Source organism: Paenibacillus tundrae (genome assembly GCF_036884255.1).
GTDB lineage: Bacteria > Bacillota > Bacilli > Paenibacillales > Paenibacillaceae > Paenibacillus.
The window spans coordinates 2,342,524-2,358,355 of the sequence record NZ_CP145605.1; the positions used below are offsets into that span (position 1 = coordinate 2,342,524).

Annotated in this window: 12 protein-coding genes; 4 read left to right on the plus strand and 8 right to left on the minus strand. The window is 44.1% G+C overall.

What is annotated here, in order from left to right:
• The first annotated feature begins 119 nt into the window (after positions 1-119).
• Both V6W81_RS10560 and V6W81_RS10565 read left to right on the plus strand, forming a co-directional pair.
• The gene (locus V6W81_RS10560) at positions 120-1,130 is read left to right on the plus strand and encodes an aminoglycoside phosphotransferase family protein (protein WP_338543053.1); all 1,011 of its coding nucleotides are present in this window, start codon (positions 120-122) and stop codon (positions 1,128-1,130) included.
• Positions 1,131-1,262: 132 nt separating this feature from the next.
• Positions 1,263-2,561, plus strand: coding sequence for an MFS transporter (locus V6W81_RS10565; RefSeq protein ID WP_338543054.1), 1,299 nt, complete (start codon positions 1,263-1,265; stop codon positions 2,559-2,561).
• Between the two features lie 108 nt (positions 2,562-2,669).
• On the opposite strand, the gene V6W81_RS10570 is transcribed toward V6W81_RS10565, so the two are convergent.
• From V6W81_RS10570 to V6W81_RS10595, 6 genes are all read right to left on the minus strand, one after another.
• Positions 2,670-3,971, minus strand: coding sequence for an MFS transporter (locus tag V6W81_RS10570; protein WP_338543055.1), 1,302 nt, complete (start codon positions 3,969-3,971; stop codon positions 2,670-2,672).
• A gap of 30 nt (positions 3,972-4,001) precedes the next feature.
• Positions 4,002-4,424 (minus strand): MarR family winged helix-turn-helix transcriptional regulator, encoded by a 423-nt coding sequence (locus tag V6W81_RS10575; protein ID WP_056700415.1) that lies wholly within the window; start codon positions 4,422-4,424, stop codon positions 4,002-4,004.
• Between the two features lie 147 nt (positions 4,425-4,571).
• Positions 4,572-5,687 carry a GerAB/ArcD/ProY family transporter gene (locus V6W81_RS10580; protein ID WP_338543056.1) on the minus strand — a complete coding sequence of 372 codons (1,116 nt, stop codon included), beginning with the start codon at positions 5,685-5,687 and terminating at the stop codon, positions 4,572-4,574.
• Positions 5,688-5,709: 22 nt separating this feature from the next.
• Complete coding sequence (locus tag V6W81_RS10585; RefSeq protein WP_145046162.1) at positions 5,710-5,916, minus strand: hypothetical protein; 207 nt, start codon at positions 5,914-5,916, stop codon at positions 5,710-5,712.
• Positions 5,917-5,957: 41 nt separating this feature from the next.
• The gene (locus tag V6W81_RS10590; protein WP_338543059.1) at positions 5,958-7,106 is read right to left on the minus strand and encodes a Ger(x)C family spore germination protein; all 1,149 of its coding nucleotides are present in this window, start codon (positions 7,104-7,106) and stop codon (positions 5,958-5,960) included.
• Positions 7,103-8,551 (minus strand): spore germination protein, encoded by a 1,449-nt coding sequence (locus V6W81_RS10595; RefSeq protein ID WP_338543061.1) that lies wholly within the window; start codon positions 8,549-8,551, stop codon positions 7,103-7,105. Before V6W81_RS10595 ends, V6W81_RS10590 begins: the two co-directional genes overlap by 4 nt.
• 205 nt (positions 8,552-8,756) lie before the next feature.
• Here V6W81_RS10595 and V6W81_RS10600 point away from each other — a divergent pair, with 205 nt between their 5' ends.
• Both V6W81_RS10600 and V6W81_RS10605 read left to right on the plus strand, forming a co-directional pair.
• Positions 8,757-9,254 (plus strand): GNAT family N-acetyltransferase, encoded by a 498-nt coding sequence (locus tag V6W81_RS10600; protein WP_338543063.1) that lies wholly within the window; start codon positions 8,757-8,759, stop codon positions 9,252-9,254.
• Positions 9,255-9,314: 60 nt separating this feature from the next.
• Positions 9,315-9,935, plus strand: a complete 621-nt coding sequence (locus V6W81_RS10605; RefSeq protein ID WP_260866019.1) for a conjugal transfer protein TraX — start codon at positions 9,315-9,317, stop codon at positions 9,933-9,935.
• Between the two features lie 79 nt (positions 9,936-10,014).
• Here the strand turns inward: V6W81_RS10605 and V6W81_RS10610 are convergent, their stop codons facing one another.
• Positions 10,015-13,692, minus strand: coding sequence for an amino acid adenylation domain-containing protein (locus tag V6W81_RS10610; protein WP_338543983.1), 3,678 nt, complete (start codon positions 13,690-13,692; stop codon positions 10,015-10,017).
• A gap of 85 nt (positions 13,693-13,777) precedes the next feature.
• Entirely contained in the window at positions 13,778-15,520 is a 1,743-nt protein-coding gene (locus V6W81_RS10615; RefSeq protein WP_056701142.1) for a methyl-accepting chemotaxis protein, read from the minus strand.
• Positions 15,521-15,832 lie beyond the last annotated feature (312 nt).

Genomic DNA, 15,832 nt, shown 5'->3' on the forward strand with positions numbered 1-15,832 from the left:
AAATGAAGATAGAATAGAGAAGAAGGACGGTGCCGAAAGGTGCCGTTTTTCTCTTGCTGTTGTTATCCGTTTTCTCTAAATAGCTTCAACATATCATTACAGTTAGGGGATTAAGCTATATGGACTCCATTCACTCCAAATTACATCAACCTATTACGCCAGAAATGCTGTACACCTTAGTAGAACATACATTTGGTGCAAATACTCATGTAAAGCAATACGGTCTGTTACAAGGTGGTTTGTTTAACACCACTTATCGTATAGAGCTCGATCATCCTAAGTACCCGGATGTCATTTTAAGATTAGCACCTGAGCGAGTACAAGGAGATGGCAGTGAACATTCACTCCTTGATCCTTTATTTTCATTTGAACGTACCATGATGGCATCTGAACCGATCATCTATGAGTATTATCGCGAGCAAGGCATTCCATGTGCATCGGTTATTGCCTGTGACTCTAGCGGGATGAAAATACCAAGAACGTATATGTTCATGGGATTTATCCCTAGTCAGCAGTTAAATGATTCTTCGTTGTTAGCAAAAGACAAAAAAGAACTTTATCGCCAATTAGGCGCATATACCGCTACAATGCATACCATTCAGGCAGATACATTTGGATGGCCACAAGCAGATGGAACGATAAAGGGGTCTACACGTTGGTCGGAGGTGTTAACAGCCTATGCAGCGGAGACAGCAGCTAAGGCAGCACAGGCACAGTATATGGCTGGAGTAGGCGAAGAAATCTTAGCGATTCTAGAAGTTAATCAACTTGTCTTAGACCAGGTGACGGAGCCAGTTTTAGTTCATAATGACTTATGGGAAGCTAATGTGTTAATCCATGAGCAACAGGGACAGCTAAGTATTGCGGCCATTATTGACGGAGATCGCTCCATGTTTGCTGATCGTGAGTTCGAGGCGATCTTATCGACTGAATCAATCGACTTTCATGAAGGTTATGGACGCTCGCTTGATATGTCTGAAGAAGGACAGTTACGGCGGTTTATTTACCGCCTAGTGTCAGCTTATTTTAATGCCTATGTTCATGAGCATCAGGTCAATCAGCATGAAGATGCACAGAAGTATCAACACAGGACGTTGAGTCTGCTCAAGGAATGGAGAGAACGGAATTAGTCGCATCGTGTAAAGGTTCATGAAGTGTTGCTCTATGTAATTCAACGAACTTTTTACATATCCCGAATAAACATCTGCACAATGACCCACAATAACATTGATATTCCTGATCCCTTTAAAGGTGGTTGAGGTATGAGTGATAAAAAGTGGGATCTTGTCGCACTTGCTTCTATTCCGGTAATTATGACCTTGGGAAACTCCATGTTAATTCCGATTCTTCCTCAGATAGAGCGTGAATTAAAGGTGTCGTCCTTCAAAGTCAGTATGTTGATTACCGTGTACGCCATTGTTGCTATCCTCCTGATCCCGATTGCCGGATATTTATCTGATCGGTTTGGGCGTAAGGTTGTTATTATTCCCAGCTTGATCATCGCGGCTGCTGGAGGTGCGGTGGCGGGTGGTGCCGCATGGTTAATGAACGGAGATGCCGCTTACTGGGTGATACTCGGAGGCAGGCTATTGCAAGGTATAGGTGCTGCAGGTGCATTCCCCATCGTCATTCCGCTTGTGGGTGATATGTTTAGCGATGAAAATGAAGTCAGCAAGAGCTTAGGCATCATTGAAACATCCAATACCTTCGGTAAAGTATTAAGTCCTATCCTTGGTGCAGCTCTGGCTGTCTGGTTATGGTATTTACCGTTTATGGCAATCCCTGTATTATGTCTCATTTCACTGTTGCTGGTTATCTTCTTGGTGAAAACACCTAAGAAAAAAGAAAAACCTCCTACGTTCTCGGAATTCATCGCTTCTATACGGAACGTGCTCAAGCAAAAAGGTCGTTGGCTCTATGCGCTGTTTGCCATCGGTGGAATCTGCATGTTTGTTATTTTTGGTGTGCTTTTTTATTTGTCTGAGACCTTGGAAACGGAGTTCAAGCTAAAGGGTGTGCTAAAAGGGCTTGTGTTAGCTATTCCATTAGCAGCGCTATGCCTGGCTTCGTTCCTGGCAGGAAAGTGGATTGGCAAGAGCAAAACCCGTATGAAATGGATTGGATTCTCGGGTTTAGTGATTTTGACTGCCTCACTGGTTGTTATGGGGCTATGGGACAATATATATGCTGTCGTAGGTTTATTTACCTTAGGCAGTGCAGGAATCGGTGCAACGTTGCCATGTCTTGATGCATTAATAACCGAAGGTGTGGATAAGAAGCAACGAGGCACGATCACTGCTTTATTCAGTAGTATGCGCTTTATCGGAGTGTCCTTGGGGCCACCTGTCATATCCTTGTTAATTGGACGTGCTCATCTCTTAATCTTCGGCGTACTTGCTGCGACAGGGGCAATTGGTGGTTTGCTTACACTCTTTGCGGTGAAACCTGAGAAAAGTAATACCGGAACAGAAGACGGTAAGCAAGAAGATGAAGAAGAAGAGAACGTGAAAGAGACGGGACGAGTGCTGCCGAAATTAGGAAAAAGAAGAAGCCCATTCTAAAGAGAATGTTGCTTACGCACAGACACAAAGCAAAAATGCGTTGCGCATGAGATACGACCGATGTACTCATGTGACAACGCATTTTTTGTTGATTTCTAGGATGTAAAATTAATGTTGATTGCTATCATTAGAAGGTTTAGTTTGGTTAGAGGATTGCTCCTTGTCTGGACTAATATGGGTGTGCTCTAGCAGAGGATGAGGGGTTATCGTGAAGCCGCCACTTCTCTTGCCTTGAACTAAATAGATGAGCAGGAACACAATCATGAACATGACCGAATAGCGATACATATCCGTGTAACTTGTGAGGGATGCAATACCACCAAGCAATAGAGCACCAGTTGCGATACCTAAATCAAGACTATTCAAAAACATGCCATTGGCCATTCCGCGCTGAGAAGGCGCTACAATCTGAATCATCCAGGTTTGCAGAGAAGACTGCATGGAGCCATAGCCAACACCGTAAATAAATGCTGCTATAAATAACACCAGCATAGAGGTTGCATACGAAAGAATAATTAACCCAATCGCGATGAATATCGCTCCAGGAATCAGCAGCGCTTTGGGTCCTTTTTGATCATAAAGACGCCCAGCAAAGGGTCTGACCAGCAGAACTGCAATTGCATTAAATAGGAAGAACAGTGCGGGATTAGAGAGGTTAGCTTCCTTACCGTATAACACAATAAAACCAACAAGTCCCCCATATGTGATGGATAATAAGCCATTCAGCACACTTGGCAAAATCAATTTACGATTGAAAGGGATCTTTTCACCTTTTGCAGCTGACGTAGGAACTGCTCCTGCTCCTATGTGTGTCACTTGGTCGTGCTGAGATGCCTTTTTCCGTGTTAACGAATAACTCAGCGGGTAAATGACAGCAATTACACCTGCTGTACATAACATTAACGTAACGAATCCTTGGCCTTGCAGCAATGTGACCCCGATAATGGGACCCATGGACATGGCAAGACTTGTGGATAAGCCGAAATAGCCCATTCCTTCACCCATCCGTTTAACCGGAACAATATCAGATGCCATTGTTGGGAAAGCAGTACTGCTCATACCAAATCCCACACCAAATAGCATACGTAGCAATAGCAGAACTACAATGCCTGCAGCAAAGTAGTAGCCCAGTGTAGCTAATAGAGCGATGGACAGACCCACATAGATCATCGTGTTCCGTAGACCTTTCTCTAAAGCCTTGGCAGAGTACAGTCTTGCAGCAATGGCACTAAGTGCAAAGAGACAGGTGAACAAACTGACCTCGAATGCATTGGCATGAAAACGATCCTGCACATAAGCGGGCAGTGGAGAGACGATCATATGCAGCTGCAGAAACAGCAAAAAATTACATAGCATTAATAATATAAAATCGGTTGTCCATAATTTCACTTGTGTAGATTGTGTATTCATATAACAAAATTCCCCCTGATGTTCTTTTCTCTAAAGGTTGTGATTAATGAGGGAAAGAGTATGCTTAAATGCTTCCATCTGGTCTTCAGGTATACCTTCAGCAAGTTCTTTATTCATTTCTCTTTCGATGGGGACGAGGTTGTCCAGCATAGTTCGACCCTCAGTTGTCAGATACAGTAGGTAAGCTCTGCGATCTTGTTCACTTGTCTGACGTTCTACCCATCCCTTCTTCTCCAGAAGATCAATGATACGGGCAGTCGTTGGCTGGTCCTTAAACACACGCAAGGCGACTTCCTTCTGATTCACACCTTCGCCTTTACCAATATTGAACAGAACAGAGAACTGCTCTGTTGTGATGTCGTACGGTTTGAATTTGGTCGCGAGCAGTGCAACTGCTTTGCGATGCGTCAAACCTAACATGAAACCTACGGATTGCTCCAATGAATAATCCATATTTAATGAGAACCTCACTTTCAACAAGGATGAAAACACACTGTACATAAATAGTTGTTACAACAACTATATGCCAAACAAGTAATTTTGTAAAGAGATGGACAGCAGTTGTTCCGTTATTCACAATGAGCTTCAGCGGCAGAAAAGTCATGATGATGATGTGGAAGAGGGTTGAAGTTTTCGATGTTTACCATATCGGAGCCAGTGAACAATAACGTACAGTATAGGCATAGATTCGATGAGCAAGGTATACATCGGCACAGCGTAAGAGCGTGTAGCTAGCTCGTATGCAGTTACATCTTTGGCGTATTGCATCACAATGGCAGCGGCTGTTCCACCAATTAAGTACACAACCGACTTTTGTTGTCTAACACCACTAATTTTGGACAGACACACAGAGGCGACATATAACAAAAAAGAACTTCGTGTAAACATTGTGGTTGACCAGATCGCAATCAGTACGGGATCTAGATTATCAAGAAAGTCGCCGTATCGAGCAAACCTAATCATCTCAAGTAAAGGATAACGGAGGCTCGCTGCTACATAAGGACCAAAGTTCATGAGTGTGTAGATCCAGAAAAAAACAACAAACAGAATAACGGTAATTCCCGCGAATATCATACTCCTCAGTAAGGGGCGTCTAAACGCAACAGTCGGAGCGAGAAACAGAAACATCATCCACTCGGAAAACCAGGGCAGGGTAGAAAAAGAACCCATGACAATCTCGCCTAGATCATGATGTGTTGTCAGAGCCAGAAGTACATCTGGATTGCCACCACTGCCTACGGTTGGGATCAGCAGAGTGGATGTGAGAACTTGCACCAAAAAGATACCTTCTGCCATGAAAATAATAGTCACTATGCCTGAGCGCGCTGATAAGCTGACACATAACAAAGTAAGTGTTGCGGTAACCCAAATGGGAGTCTCAGGTAAGTACATCGATTGCAGAAAAATAATGAAATTCTCTACATCAATCGTCACTAAATACAAACACAACAAGGCGATCATCCCAACGAAAAAGAGATGTACCCATTTGCCAACAATGTCTTCTCCAAAGCTCAGCCAAGGTCGATCCGGATTAAGGGCTCCGAGTCTATATGTAAAAAATAAGAAAATGAGGCTGATCAAAAAGCCACCAATCGTGGATAACCAGCCCTGATAACCGCTCATCTTGAATAATCGTTGTAGGAGGAAAGCAATGGGTTCAGAGTATAGATATACAAACATGAAGCGATAAGCTTGCCCAGCTGTTAGATGATTCATAGATAATTGGTACCTCCTGTTCTTAATGAATCAAAGGATCAATCCAGCCAAAGATCAGTTGAATGATATCATTGGGATTGGGCCAGGCTGACCAGCTCACCGCGAGTGTATTCCACACGATAAACAGCCCGAGTAAGATGAAGTAACTGCGCCTAATTGTCTTTTTACTCGTTTTCACGGATGCGTAGTCAGATAGATAGAGCCCAGCGAACAACAAAACAGCGATCATGATGTTCCTCCTTCAGCACATGTCATTACGCTTCGTTTAGATCAATAGCTGGACTCTGATCCAACAAACTGAATGTTAATCTGTGTATTAACGCGAAATTGCAAATTTTTCTTCACATACGTAGTCCATTGAGGACGAAGCTTAGACCAGATCTTGGGATACTTCCATTCCAAGCGGTATCCTAGATTCAAAATATCCGCTTCTTTCTGCTGTGCGGTAACAATGGCTTGTTTTAGGTGTTCGTCGATTTTTTTACTCGCCTCCACTTGCATTTCCTGCACACTTCCGACGTCTTTGGCTTTCAATATTGGGATGACGGAATTAAGCTCACCCTTACCCGTTAGATTAATGTCGAAGAAGGGCTCACCATCGACTAGTCTGACACGAATGTCTGAGTCCATATCGAAGAGAGTCATGCTGGCCTTTACTCTGTCCGTCTGGATGGAGATCGACATTGAATCTAGTTTGCGACCAGCCCAAGCCACAGCGCGCGCCTCATCATCTGAAAGAGTCCCCACCATACGCATTTGTTTGAAAATAGCTCCGCCAATCTGACTAACCCACTTTTTCTTCGCCCCTTCTTCGCTTACCATAGGTAATTGTTTGGCTTGCAGAAGTGATGCAGCGAAGCCTTGATTCATTTTGTCAGAAGCATAAACGTTTAGCGTCTGGGTCTTTAACAAATTTTCCTCGGTGGAGAATTCGCGTAGTACATCACTCGGGGTTTCCTCAAAGACCGGAGTTAAGTCGGATACATCCTTCGCTTTACCCTCAGCGACCATGACGTAGCTGCTCAGGTGAAATAGTGGCTCTCTTGCAATCCATTCCATCGTATCGTCGATCCCTGCTCGGGCATATGCTTGTCCGAAGACAACAACACGTGTATGTCCCCAGGAGATTCTTCTCGTGAGATCTGTCTGGATTCGTTCTAACGCATCGGCAATTGTAGGGGCTACCGCAGATACTACGGCATACGGCTCCTTGCTCGATCCTCCTCGATCTGGTGATAGCCGGTTTGGAAGCGGCATTGTTAATGAAACCTCAACTTCTCCAGGCGTATCGGTCTTGTCAACATACATGGCAGTGATAAATGTGCGCTCGTTAATTTCGACTTTAGACCAGCAGCCACCACAGAAGAGGCAGCATGTCACGAATAGAGCTAGTTTAGGCAAAATATAGCGAAGGCTCATGGCGTATCTTGCCTCGTTTCATTATCCGCTGCATATGCTTTGGTTCGTTTTTTCATAAGGAACCAGGGCACCCGAATGAACGTATCCTTGATATCACGAAGGACAAGCGGCGCAAAAGGTTGCATATATGGAACTCCGAAGGAGCGCAGACTTACCATATACCAGTAAATTAGATAGATCGAAATGACTACGCCAAACAGACCAAGTGTTCCACCGACGAGTAACACAGGAAATCGAAGAAGCCGGAATGCCAATCCTAATTCAAAATGTGGAATGATAAAGGCGGCAATACCAGTAATGGAAACGACAATCACAAGCGGGGCAGAGACAATACCTGCCTGCACAGCCGCCTGACCGATGACAATACCGCCAATAATGGACACGGTTTGCCCTAACGGCTTCGGAATACGTATCCCTGCTTCACGCAGCCCCTCAAAGGTGATTTCCATAATGAAGGCTTCAACCAATGCAGGAAAAGGAATGTTCTCCCTGGCGGAGGCGATCGTAATTAGCAGATTCGTTGGGATGATTTCTGGATGAAAGGTGGTGACTGCCACATAGACCGAAGGTAACAAAAACGCAAAAAAGGCAAATAGCAGACGAATGATCCGAATGAAAGAAGCAGAATGAAACCGTTGATAGTAGTCTTCAGAAGATTGCATTAACGAGAAGAAGGTGACGGGAATAAGTATTGAGAATGGCGTGCCATCCTGCATGACGCCAATACGCCCCTCAACGAGTGCAGCTGCGACGGAATCTGGCCGCTCGGTATATTGGTACTGGGGAAATGGTGACAGCGGATGATCCTCCAGAAACTCCGATAAATAGCTGACGCCTAAGCTGCTATCCATATCAATTTCATTCAAACTGTTCAACACGTTTTCTAGAATATCCGGTTTGCATAACCCTTCAATGTACACGACATATACAACGGTTTTGGTATATTTGCCGATTGTGAATTGGATCATTTTGAAGTCAGGGTGTTTAATTTTGTGCCGAAGTAGAGACATATTCGCATGAATATCTTCAATGAATGCCTCTTGAGGGCCAACCACAACTACCTCGTTCGTGGATTCGGGTATAGAACGTTTCTGATAATCTTGAATCGAGAACACAATCCAATTGGCCAATCCTTCAAAATGAAGAACGGCATTACCAGAGACGATGTCACTCACCAGTTGTTCAGATGATTCTGTGAGCTGTGAGTCCAGTGTGAAAAAAGAGCCACTAACAATTCGCGCTGTAAGCATAGGGTCTATTTCGTCGCGTGATGCTTCTTCTAGCAAGGGTTTAACGATGGCTTCTCTCATCGTGGCGGTATCTACAATGGATTGGATGTAGATGAGCTCACAATGAATCGTACCAATCTGAAAGGGCTGATAGACAATATCCGTAGCGCCCAAGAGACGGGTCTTCACCTGTTCAAGCGTGCTGCCTGTTTCCATTCCATGTTTCCTCCTTGATTCGCCAGTCTATATGATGACTTGTCATCTTCCTGTAGTTTGTGACGCCTGACCTTAAATATTCTTGCATTTGTGGAAAAGTCAAAAAGATTGCAAACTTTAGTGCAAATGATGAATGTGGAATTTTGAGATAACCTATATAATAAGAGGACATTGATTAAGAGGAAGAGATAAGGAGAGAAACGAGATGACAGACCAGATTAGAATCGCTGAGCTTGCTGATGTTGAACATGTGAGTGAGTTATTTAATCAATATCGTATCTTCTACAATGAACCTTCAGATCTAGAAGGAGCCGTACAATACATAACGAATCGAATGCAGCGTAATGAATCAATAATTTTAGTAGCTGAAAGAAATACGGGATCGGAAGTGCTTGAATCAATGAACGGTAAGGAACATAGAATTGACCAAGCCATGACGGGATTTGTACAGTTGTATCCAACGTTCAGTTCACTATCTATGCGCTCCAATTGGATACTGAATGATCTGTACGTTCACCCAGAATATCGTCAGCAAGGGATTGCCCGCAAACTATTGCAGGCGTCCAGAGCGCTTGCTGAGGAAAGAGGTGTGGGTGCATTGTCTCTATCCACCGCGGTCGGTAATAAGCAGGCTCAGGCGTTGTATGAGTCAGAAGGTTATGTACTGGACACCCAATTCCTGTATTATGATCTTGATGTATAAAAAAATTAGGAATGTGCTTGTGTCAGTGCACCACGAGGAACAGGGGAGGTCTTCATAACCATGATGCAGTGGATTGCCATGATAACGATGCTGATTGATCATATAGGTGCTGTTTTTTATCCACAAGTGGAGGAACTGCGAATCATTGGACGTATCGCGTTTCCAATCTATGCTTTTGCCGTTTACGTTGGCTATAAGCACACACGTAACATGAAGAAATATATTATGCGCTTATTCTGGATTGCGGTCATCTCACAGATTCCTTTTATGGCGGCATTTAACCACTTCTCACTGAATGTTGTATGGACGTTATTGTCCGGACTGCTGGTAGTACTGGCGCTGGATCGTTTACCCGTTCGCTGGTTAGGCATTCCGATTGTAATAGGTGCAGGATGGATTATGGAAATCACACATATGGATTATGGGATGTACGGGTTACTTCTCGTGCTGTTATTCCGGTACTTCCAAGGTGCGATCCTGGTTGTCGGGCATTTCCTATTAACGGCAGCCTATATTATGCTGTATAGCAGTTCTGTGCAGATGTATAGTGTTATTGCTACCGTAGGAATCGCCATTGCGCAATATTATGGTGCAGGCTTTCGCTTGCAGGGGCCGCGCTGGATATGGCGTTATTTCTATCCGGCTCATCTAGCCATCATTGCCCTTATTCGCTGGATATAACATGTTGGAGTAATATAAGAGGCCCCTGTTCCGTTAGTGGAACAGGGGCCTCTTATGAAAGATAAAATGCTGAACCGATCTACTCCAGTGTTGGAGAAGTGCCGAATGTCGGCTTGATTGCTGCAGGGAAGTATCCAATCGCAACCGCATGCTCAAGCATGTTCAAAATAAAACGATCATCGGCTTTAGGGCAAGAAATGCCTGCAGGTTGTACATAAGCCGTTGTAACGGGAGAGGCGTATACGTACGCTGAATCCTTCGCACCGTCCCCTTCAAGCTGAGCAATAGCCAGTTGAAGCGCCTCAGCATCTTTACTGATGCTAGCATCAAACAACCACTGCGTATATTCGGCGAAAGGAACCGTCTCAACTTCATAACCAGCACGATTAATTGAATGGATCAATTCATCATAACGAATTGACTCTGGATTACAGATGTGGAATACACGGCCAGCAGTGTCTTCGCGTAATGCCAGATGTACAATCGCTTCGCTTGCGTAATCAATTGGAGTGAAGTCCACCATCCAATCCGCAGCAGGAGCTTTGCCAAGCAACAACATCGCTTTAATCATGCGGTAGAAGGCATTGCTGTCAATATTGGACTGGAAACGTCCTGTTTTCGAATGGCATGTTAAGTTTCCGGCTCGATAGATACTTACCGGTACGCCTTCCTCTGCTGCAATCATAAGCACTTTTTCAGCTTCAAGTTTACTGTCAGAGTACACGTTCTCCACATGCAAATCGGCTGGGAAATGATCATATTGCAATGAAGATTCCCATTGACCGCTAAGCGCTAGATCTTCTGGGATCCCCATCGTGGACACATGATGGAAGGAGGCACCTGGTTTGCTACGAATCAGATCCAACAGTGCTACAGTTCCTTCTACATTCGTTTTCGCGAATTGAGCTGCATCCCCGAAGTGCCGCACATCTGCCGCACAGTGAATCACGCGATCAATTGTGACTTGTACATAAGTCTTTTGTTCACTAGTCAACCCAAGGTTCGGCTGCTCTAGATCTCCTTCAATAATCTCAACGCGAGATTGCAATTGAAGCGCCACTTCATTTCCGAAATACCCCTGCATCACATTGCTCAATCGTTGCATAGCTGTAGTTCCATCCGATGGACGACGAACCAATGTGTAAATTTTCGTATCAGAATGCAGGATTAATTGCTGAAGTACATGAGAGCCTAAGTAACCTGTAGCACCTGTTAGGAGAACATGTTCTGGCTTGAGAATTTCAGGGTACCCGATCTGTGTAGCAAGCTCAACAGGATGCTCGGATAGTTGAGTGATCAGACCACTTGTCCCGGATGAAGCCGAGCCTGACTGTTCTGTCGCTAACGCTAATTTCTCCACTCGACGTGCCAATGCGCGAATCGTCTTCTCTGCAAAAAAGTCTGCAATCTTCAATAGTGGATAGTGAGGCTTCAGTAGAACAAGCACGTGAATGACCCGTAGAGAGTCTCCACCGATGGTGAAGAAACTATCTTCGACACCGAAGTCGTCGTGTTGAAGGATTTCTTTCCAGGCGTTCAGAATAATTGTCTCAGTTTCAGTTGCAGGCAGTACACGTTCCGCACGATTCTCATGACGTTCTTCATGAGGGAGAGCAACCATCGCTTTGCGATTGATTTTACCTGTTGGCGCAATTGGCATTTCATCCAATTGGCAGATCCATTTTGGCACAAAATACGAAGGGAGCTTCACAGCAAGCTGTGCTTTGATCTCTTCAACGGACAATGTGCTGCCATCCACGGAGGTAAAGTAACCGACGAGCATATTTTGTCCGTCTGATTCTTTTTTAGGGATTACAGCGACATCTTGTATCTGTTCTAAACGTGCAAAATGATCCTCGATTTCGCCAATCTCAATCCGATGACCGCGGATTTTCAACTGTGAATCACTACGTCCCACATATTCTATTAATCCATTGTCTAGCAATTTAGCAATATCACCAGATTTATAGATTTTTTCACCCATCGCAAATGGATTCTCGATAAAGGCTTGAGCAGTACGTTCGGGTTGATTCAGATATCCCTTAGCCAGAGCGGGGGTGGAGATGTATACTTCACCAGGCACGCCAACCGGGCAGAGCTGCTGCTCCTCATTTACGATGTAAACTTTGTAGTTATGAATTGGCCTACCAATTGGCATATTAACGACATGGTCAGGAACTTGCTCGCTGATTCGATGTGTCGTCGTTGCTACTGTACATTCAGTAGGACCGTATACATTGACGATGTCAATCTGGTTGCCAAATTTACGCTGGAATGCACGGACTTGTTCGCCATATAGTGCTTCGCCCGCAACGGTAATTATTTTGACCTTAGCCAGCTTATGGAAACCTTCATCGGACAGATAGGAGGCAAGCTGGTTGAAGAAGATCGTAGGCAGAATCGTAATGATCGTTGTGCCTGTACGTTCGATTGCAGCAGCAAAATCCTCAACGGATACACGTTCTTCCGCAGATAGAAGATAAAGCTCAGCACCGTAGAACAGGGCACCAATCGTATCCCATACGGAGGCATCGAAGCTGTATGTAGCAAACTGGGTCAGCACATCGCTAGGCATAATATCACAATCTCGCTGAACGACACTACCAAGGTTCGTTACACCGCGATGAGCCACGAGCGCACCTTTTGGTTTACCTGTAGAGCCCGAAGTATAGATGATGTAAGCTAAGTCATCCGGCTGAACATCGACATTAGGGTTGCTTGCTGCAAATCCTGCCAGACGACCATCTACCGATAAAATTTGACGCACGGTTGTGATGCCCGAGAATAGACGTGAAGCTTCAGTGAAGGAAGAATCTTTCGTTAGGACAAAGGATGAAGCTGTATCTTCTACGATGTAGCTATTGCGTTCTTGTGGGTGTTCAGGGTCAACAGGAACATACACACCCCCGGCTTTGAGAATACCCAGAATGGAGATGATTGTCTCTAAGCTTCTTTCCATGAAGATGCTGACAAATTCCCCTTTTTGTAAACCGTTGGATAGAAGAACTCGAGCCACTTGATTAGAACGCTCATTCAATTCTCGATACGTATATTTCCCTGAAAGTGACGTGATTGCAGGTGAATTAGGATACTCGGCCGCAACAGCTTCGAACCAACCATGGATCGTTTGATGTTCAGGCTCTAGAACAGCCGTATCGTTCATCTCACGGTACAACAGTCGATCAGAGGCGGATAAAATATCAACGGAGCCAATTGACTTGTCCGTATTGCGGATCATAGCGAGTAGCAGTGTCTCAAAATACTCCGCATATCTCATGATGGTTGCCTCATTTAGCAGGGAAGCATCATAGAACGAATCAAGGATAAACTGGCCGCGATCATCGCGGATGTTCCAGTTTAATATTTGCGGAGCTTGAGGCAATTGCACACTGTTGTGCATGAAAATCGTTTCAGGGTATGCCCCAGGATGAGTGGTATTGTTGTTCAGAAGTTGCTCTGAAATTTGTTCAATCAATTCCCGGAAGGTCATTTTCCCATGAATCTGCAGTATCACGTTAGCAACCGCGTGCTCAGGAGCCAGTGTGCCTATGGCTAGCTCCTGTTCGCCTGAAAGTCGGAATAACAAGGCGGCGTACGTGGATAAGAGAGCAGGGTAAGTCAATGCTGAGCCGAATTTTTGTGTAAGTTCATGACTCAAGGCAGGCTGTAAAGGAATATGCGTTGATTCATAAACGAATGATTGCTGACGACGTCCGAAATCCAGCGGAATCTGAAGTACCGGCAATTCAGTTTCCATAATATGAGCTGATGAAGAATGATTATCAATCACTTCAGTTTTTCCTCCTTTGTCCAATTCAAAAAATTATAATATCCCTGTATTCTTAGCCTTTGCTTACATTAAAGTGAGAAATTAATTCTTGCAGTTCCTCAGACATGCTGCTCAGTCGGTTGGAAGAATCTACAAGCGTAATCAGTGAACCTTTTTGCTCGTCAACCGAAGAAGAGATCCGTTCACTGCTATCAGCAGTCTTACTTACGCTGGATGAGAGATCATCAGCCGTTGCAGTCATCTCTTCAGTACCCGCAGATATCTCTTGCGTAGCGCTGGACACTTCTTGAATCTGGTTGGAAACTTTCTTAGCTGCTTCCAGGATTTCTTCGAACAATTGCCCTGTTTGATCAGCAACATCAAGGCCTGTGTCAACCTCGGCTGTACCTTGTTCCATCGCACGAACGGCTTGTTTGATTTCGGTTTGAATTTCTTCAATTAACACAGAGATCTGTCTAGTTGATTCTTCGGACTGCTCAGCAAGTTTACGAACTTCACCGGCTACAACGGCGAAACCACGACCTTCTTCACCGACACGCGCTGCCTCAATGGACGCATTCAGTGCGAGCAGGTTGGTCTGACTGGAAATACCAGAGATGATATTGAGGATATCTCCGATTTCTTGCGAACGACTTTCAAGTACATTAATAGCTGATGCTGTATTTTTAACGGATTCGGTAATCAGAGTCATTTGTTCAGAGACCTGACGAACGACTGTGTTACCTTGCTGGGAACGACGCTCCATCTCATAGGCTTCATCAGCTACATTTGCTGAACTGCTAGCAATCGTTTGAATCACTGTAGCCATCTCTGCCATTGCACGTGCACTGTCAATCGTTGCTTGTTCTTGTGCACGAATATTAGATGCGATCTGAGATACATTGATGTTGATCGTATCGGCATGATCACTGTTTTTCTCCGAGACTTCGTAGAGTTCTTTGGCAGACTGGTTTACCTCGTGAGAAGTCATCTGTACTTTGACGATCGTGTCATTAATTTTGCGAACCATAGTATTGAACTTCTCGTTAACAAGTCCGAGATCGTCTTTACCTGTCGGAATGTTGACATTCAAATTACCCCGGCTAACGTCATCAATTCCTTTGATTAAGTGACGAATAGGGGATAGTGTGTTTTTGACAACGAGATATTGAATGATTAGGAATAAAAGTAAAAAGGCTACCAAAATGATGATACCGTTTTTGAGCAGTGAGCTCAGTCCGGCAGGTACAGCAGATGCATCCGCATCAATCGCGAAATAGGAGAAGATTTTGCCGTTGCTATCCTTGATTGGATAAGCGATGGTAGTCCATGTTCCAAAGTCATCTTTATAAAATGTAGTAAAGGTTGGGCGATCTGTATTTAACATTTCTTTCAATGCATTTGCTACAACAACCGGTTGCTCATACATATCGCCAATGTTTACGTTATCGCTTTGAAAAGCTTCTCTGAGATTAGTTGGCATCGCGACTAGGGATGTATTACGCTGATTTTCCCCATCAAGTTCAACGCCGAAAATATAGGCTTGGGCAATATTAGGATAGTACTCTTGCATTTCATCAAAGTAAGCTCGTAGTTTAGCTTGTACGGTTCCGTCATAGCTGCCTTCCGCAATGGCTGCCTCGACCTCTGATGGATTAATTCCCTCAGCCCATTTCTGTGTAATGACTGCAACTTGCCCATGCAATTGATCCACAAGCACTGTCTTTTGGAAGTAATAGCTGCTGGCAATTAGTGCCACTCCAATAATGACGATGTTGGTGAATGAAAGTAATAGATTTTTCGAGAAAAAAGACATACTTTTCCAACTAAATGATTTCACAAAACTCCACTCCTGATCTTTGTTTGATTAACAACCCTTTGTTTCTTGCATGATTTCAGCCAACTAGGCCATTGGTAGATCCCCTCCAAAGTTATGTATGCGACCATGGTCTTGGGTTTTTTGGTCATAAATGCGAATTTTTAGTACCCATGATCCATAGGTGTCTAATTATTAAAACACATCTACCTATAATATGTCGTATAAAATGTCGTTAAATTGAATAGTTTTGTTAAAACTTTTTTAATATTCTACATATTTATGGACATGGCAATAAATACATAGGTATAA

Bases quoted from the DNA above. Each gene is read 5' to 3' on its own strand.
- V6W81_RS10565 (WP_338543054.1), top strand. From the start codon at position 1,263: ATGAGTGATAAAAAGTGGGATCTTGTCGCACTTGCTTCTATTCCGGTA.
- V6W81_RS10590 (WP_338543059.1), bottom strand. From the start codon at position 7,106: ATGAGCCTTCGCTATATTTTGCCTAAACTAGCTCTATTCGTGACATGC.
- V6W81_RS10560 (WP_338543053.1), top strand. From the start codon at position 120: ATGGACTCCATTCACTCCAAATTACATCAACCTATTACGCCAGAAATG.
- V6W81_RS10595 (WP_338543061.1), bottom strand. From the start codon at position 8,551: ATGGAAACAGGCAGCACGCTTGAACAGGTGAAGACCCGTCTCTTGGGC.
- V6W81_RS10615 (WP_056701142.1), bottom strand. From the start codon at position 15,520: ATGTCTTTTTTCTCGAAAAATCTATTACTTTCATTCACCAACATCGTC.
- V6W81_RS10575 (WP_056700415.1), bottom strand. From the start codon at position 4,424: ATGGATTATTCATTGGAGCAATCCGTAGGTTTCATGTTAGGTTTGACG.
- V6W81_RS10580 (WP_338543056.1), bottom strand. From the start codon at position 5,687: ATGAATCATCTAACAGCTGGGCAAGCTTATCGCTTCATGTTTGTATAT.
- V6W81_RS10600 (WP_338543063.1), top strand. From the start codon at position 8,757: ATGACAGACCAGATTAGAATCGCTGAGCTTGCTGATGTTGAACATGTG.
- V6W81_RS10585 (WP_145046162.1), bottom strand. From the start codon at position 5,916: ATGATCGCTGTTTTGTTGTTCGCTGGGCTCTATCTATCTGACTACGCA.
- V6W81_RS10605 (WP_260866019.1), top strand. From the start codon at position 9,315: ATGATGCAGTGGATTGCCATGATAACGATGCTGATTGATCATATAGGT.
- V6W81_RS10570 (WP_338543055.1), bottom strand. From the start codon at position 3,971: ATGAATACACAATCTACACAAGTGAAATTATGGACAACCGATTTTATA.
- V6W81_RS10610 (WP_338543983.1), bottom strand. From the start codon at position 13,692: ATGGAAACTGAATTGCCGGTACTTCAGATTCCGCTGGATTTCGGACGT.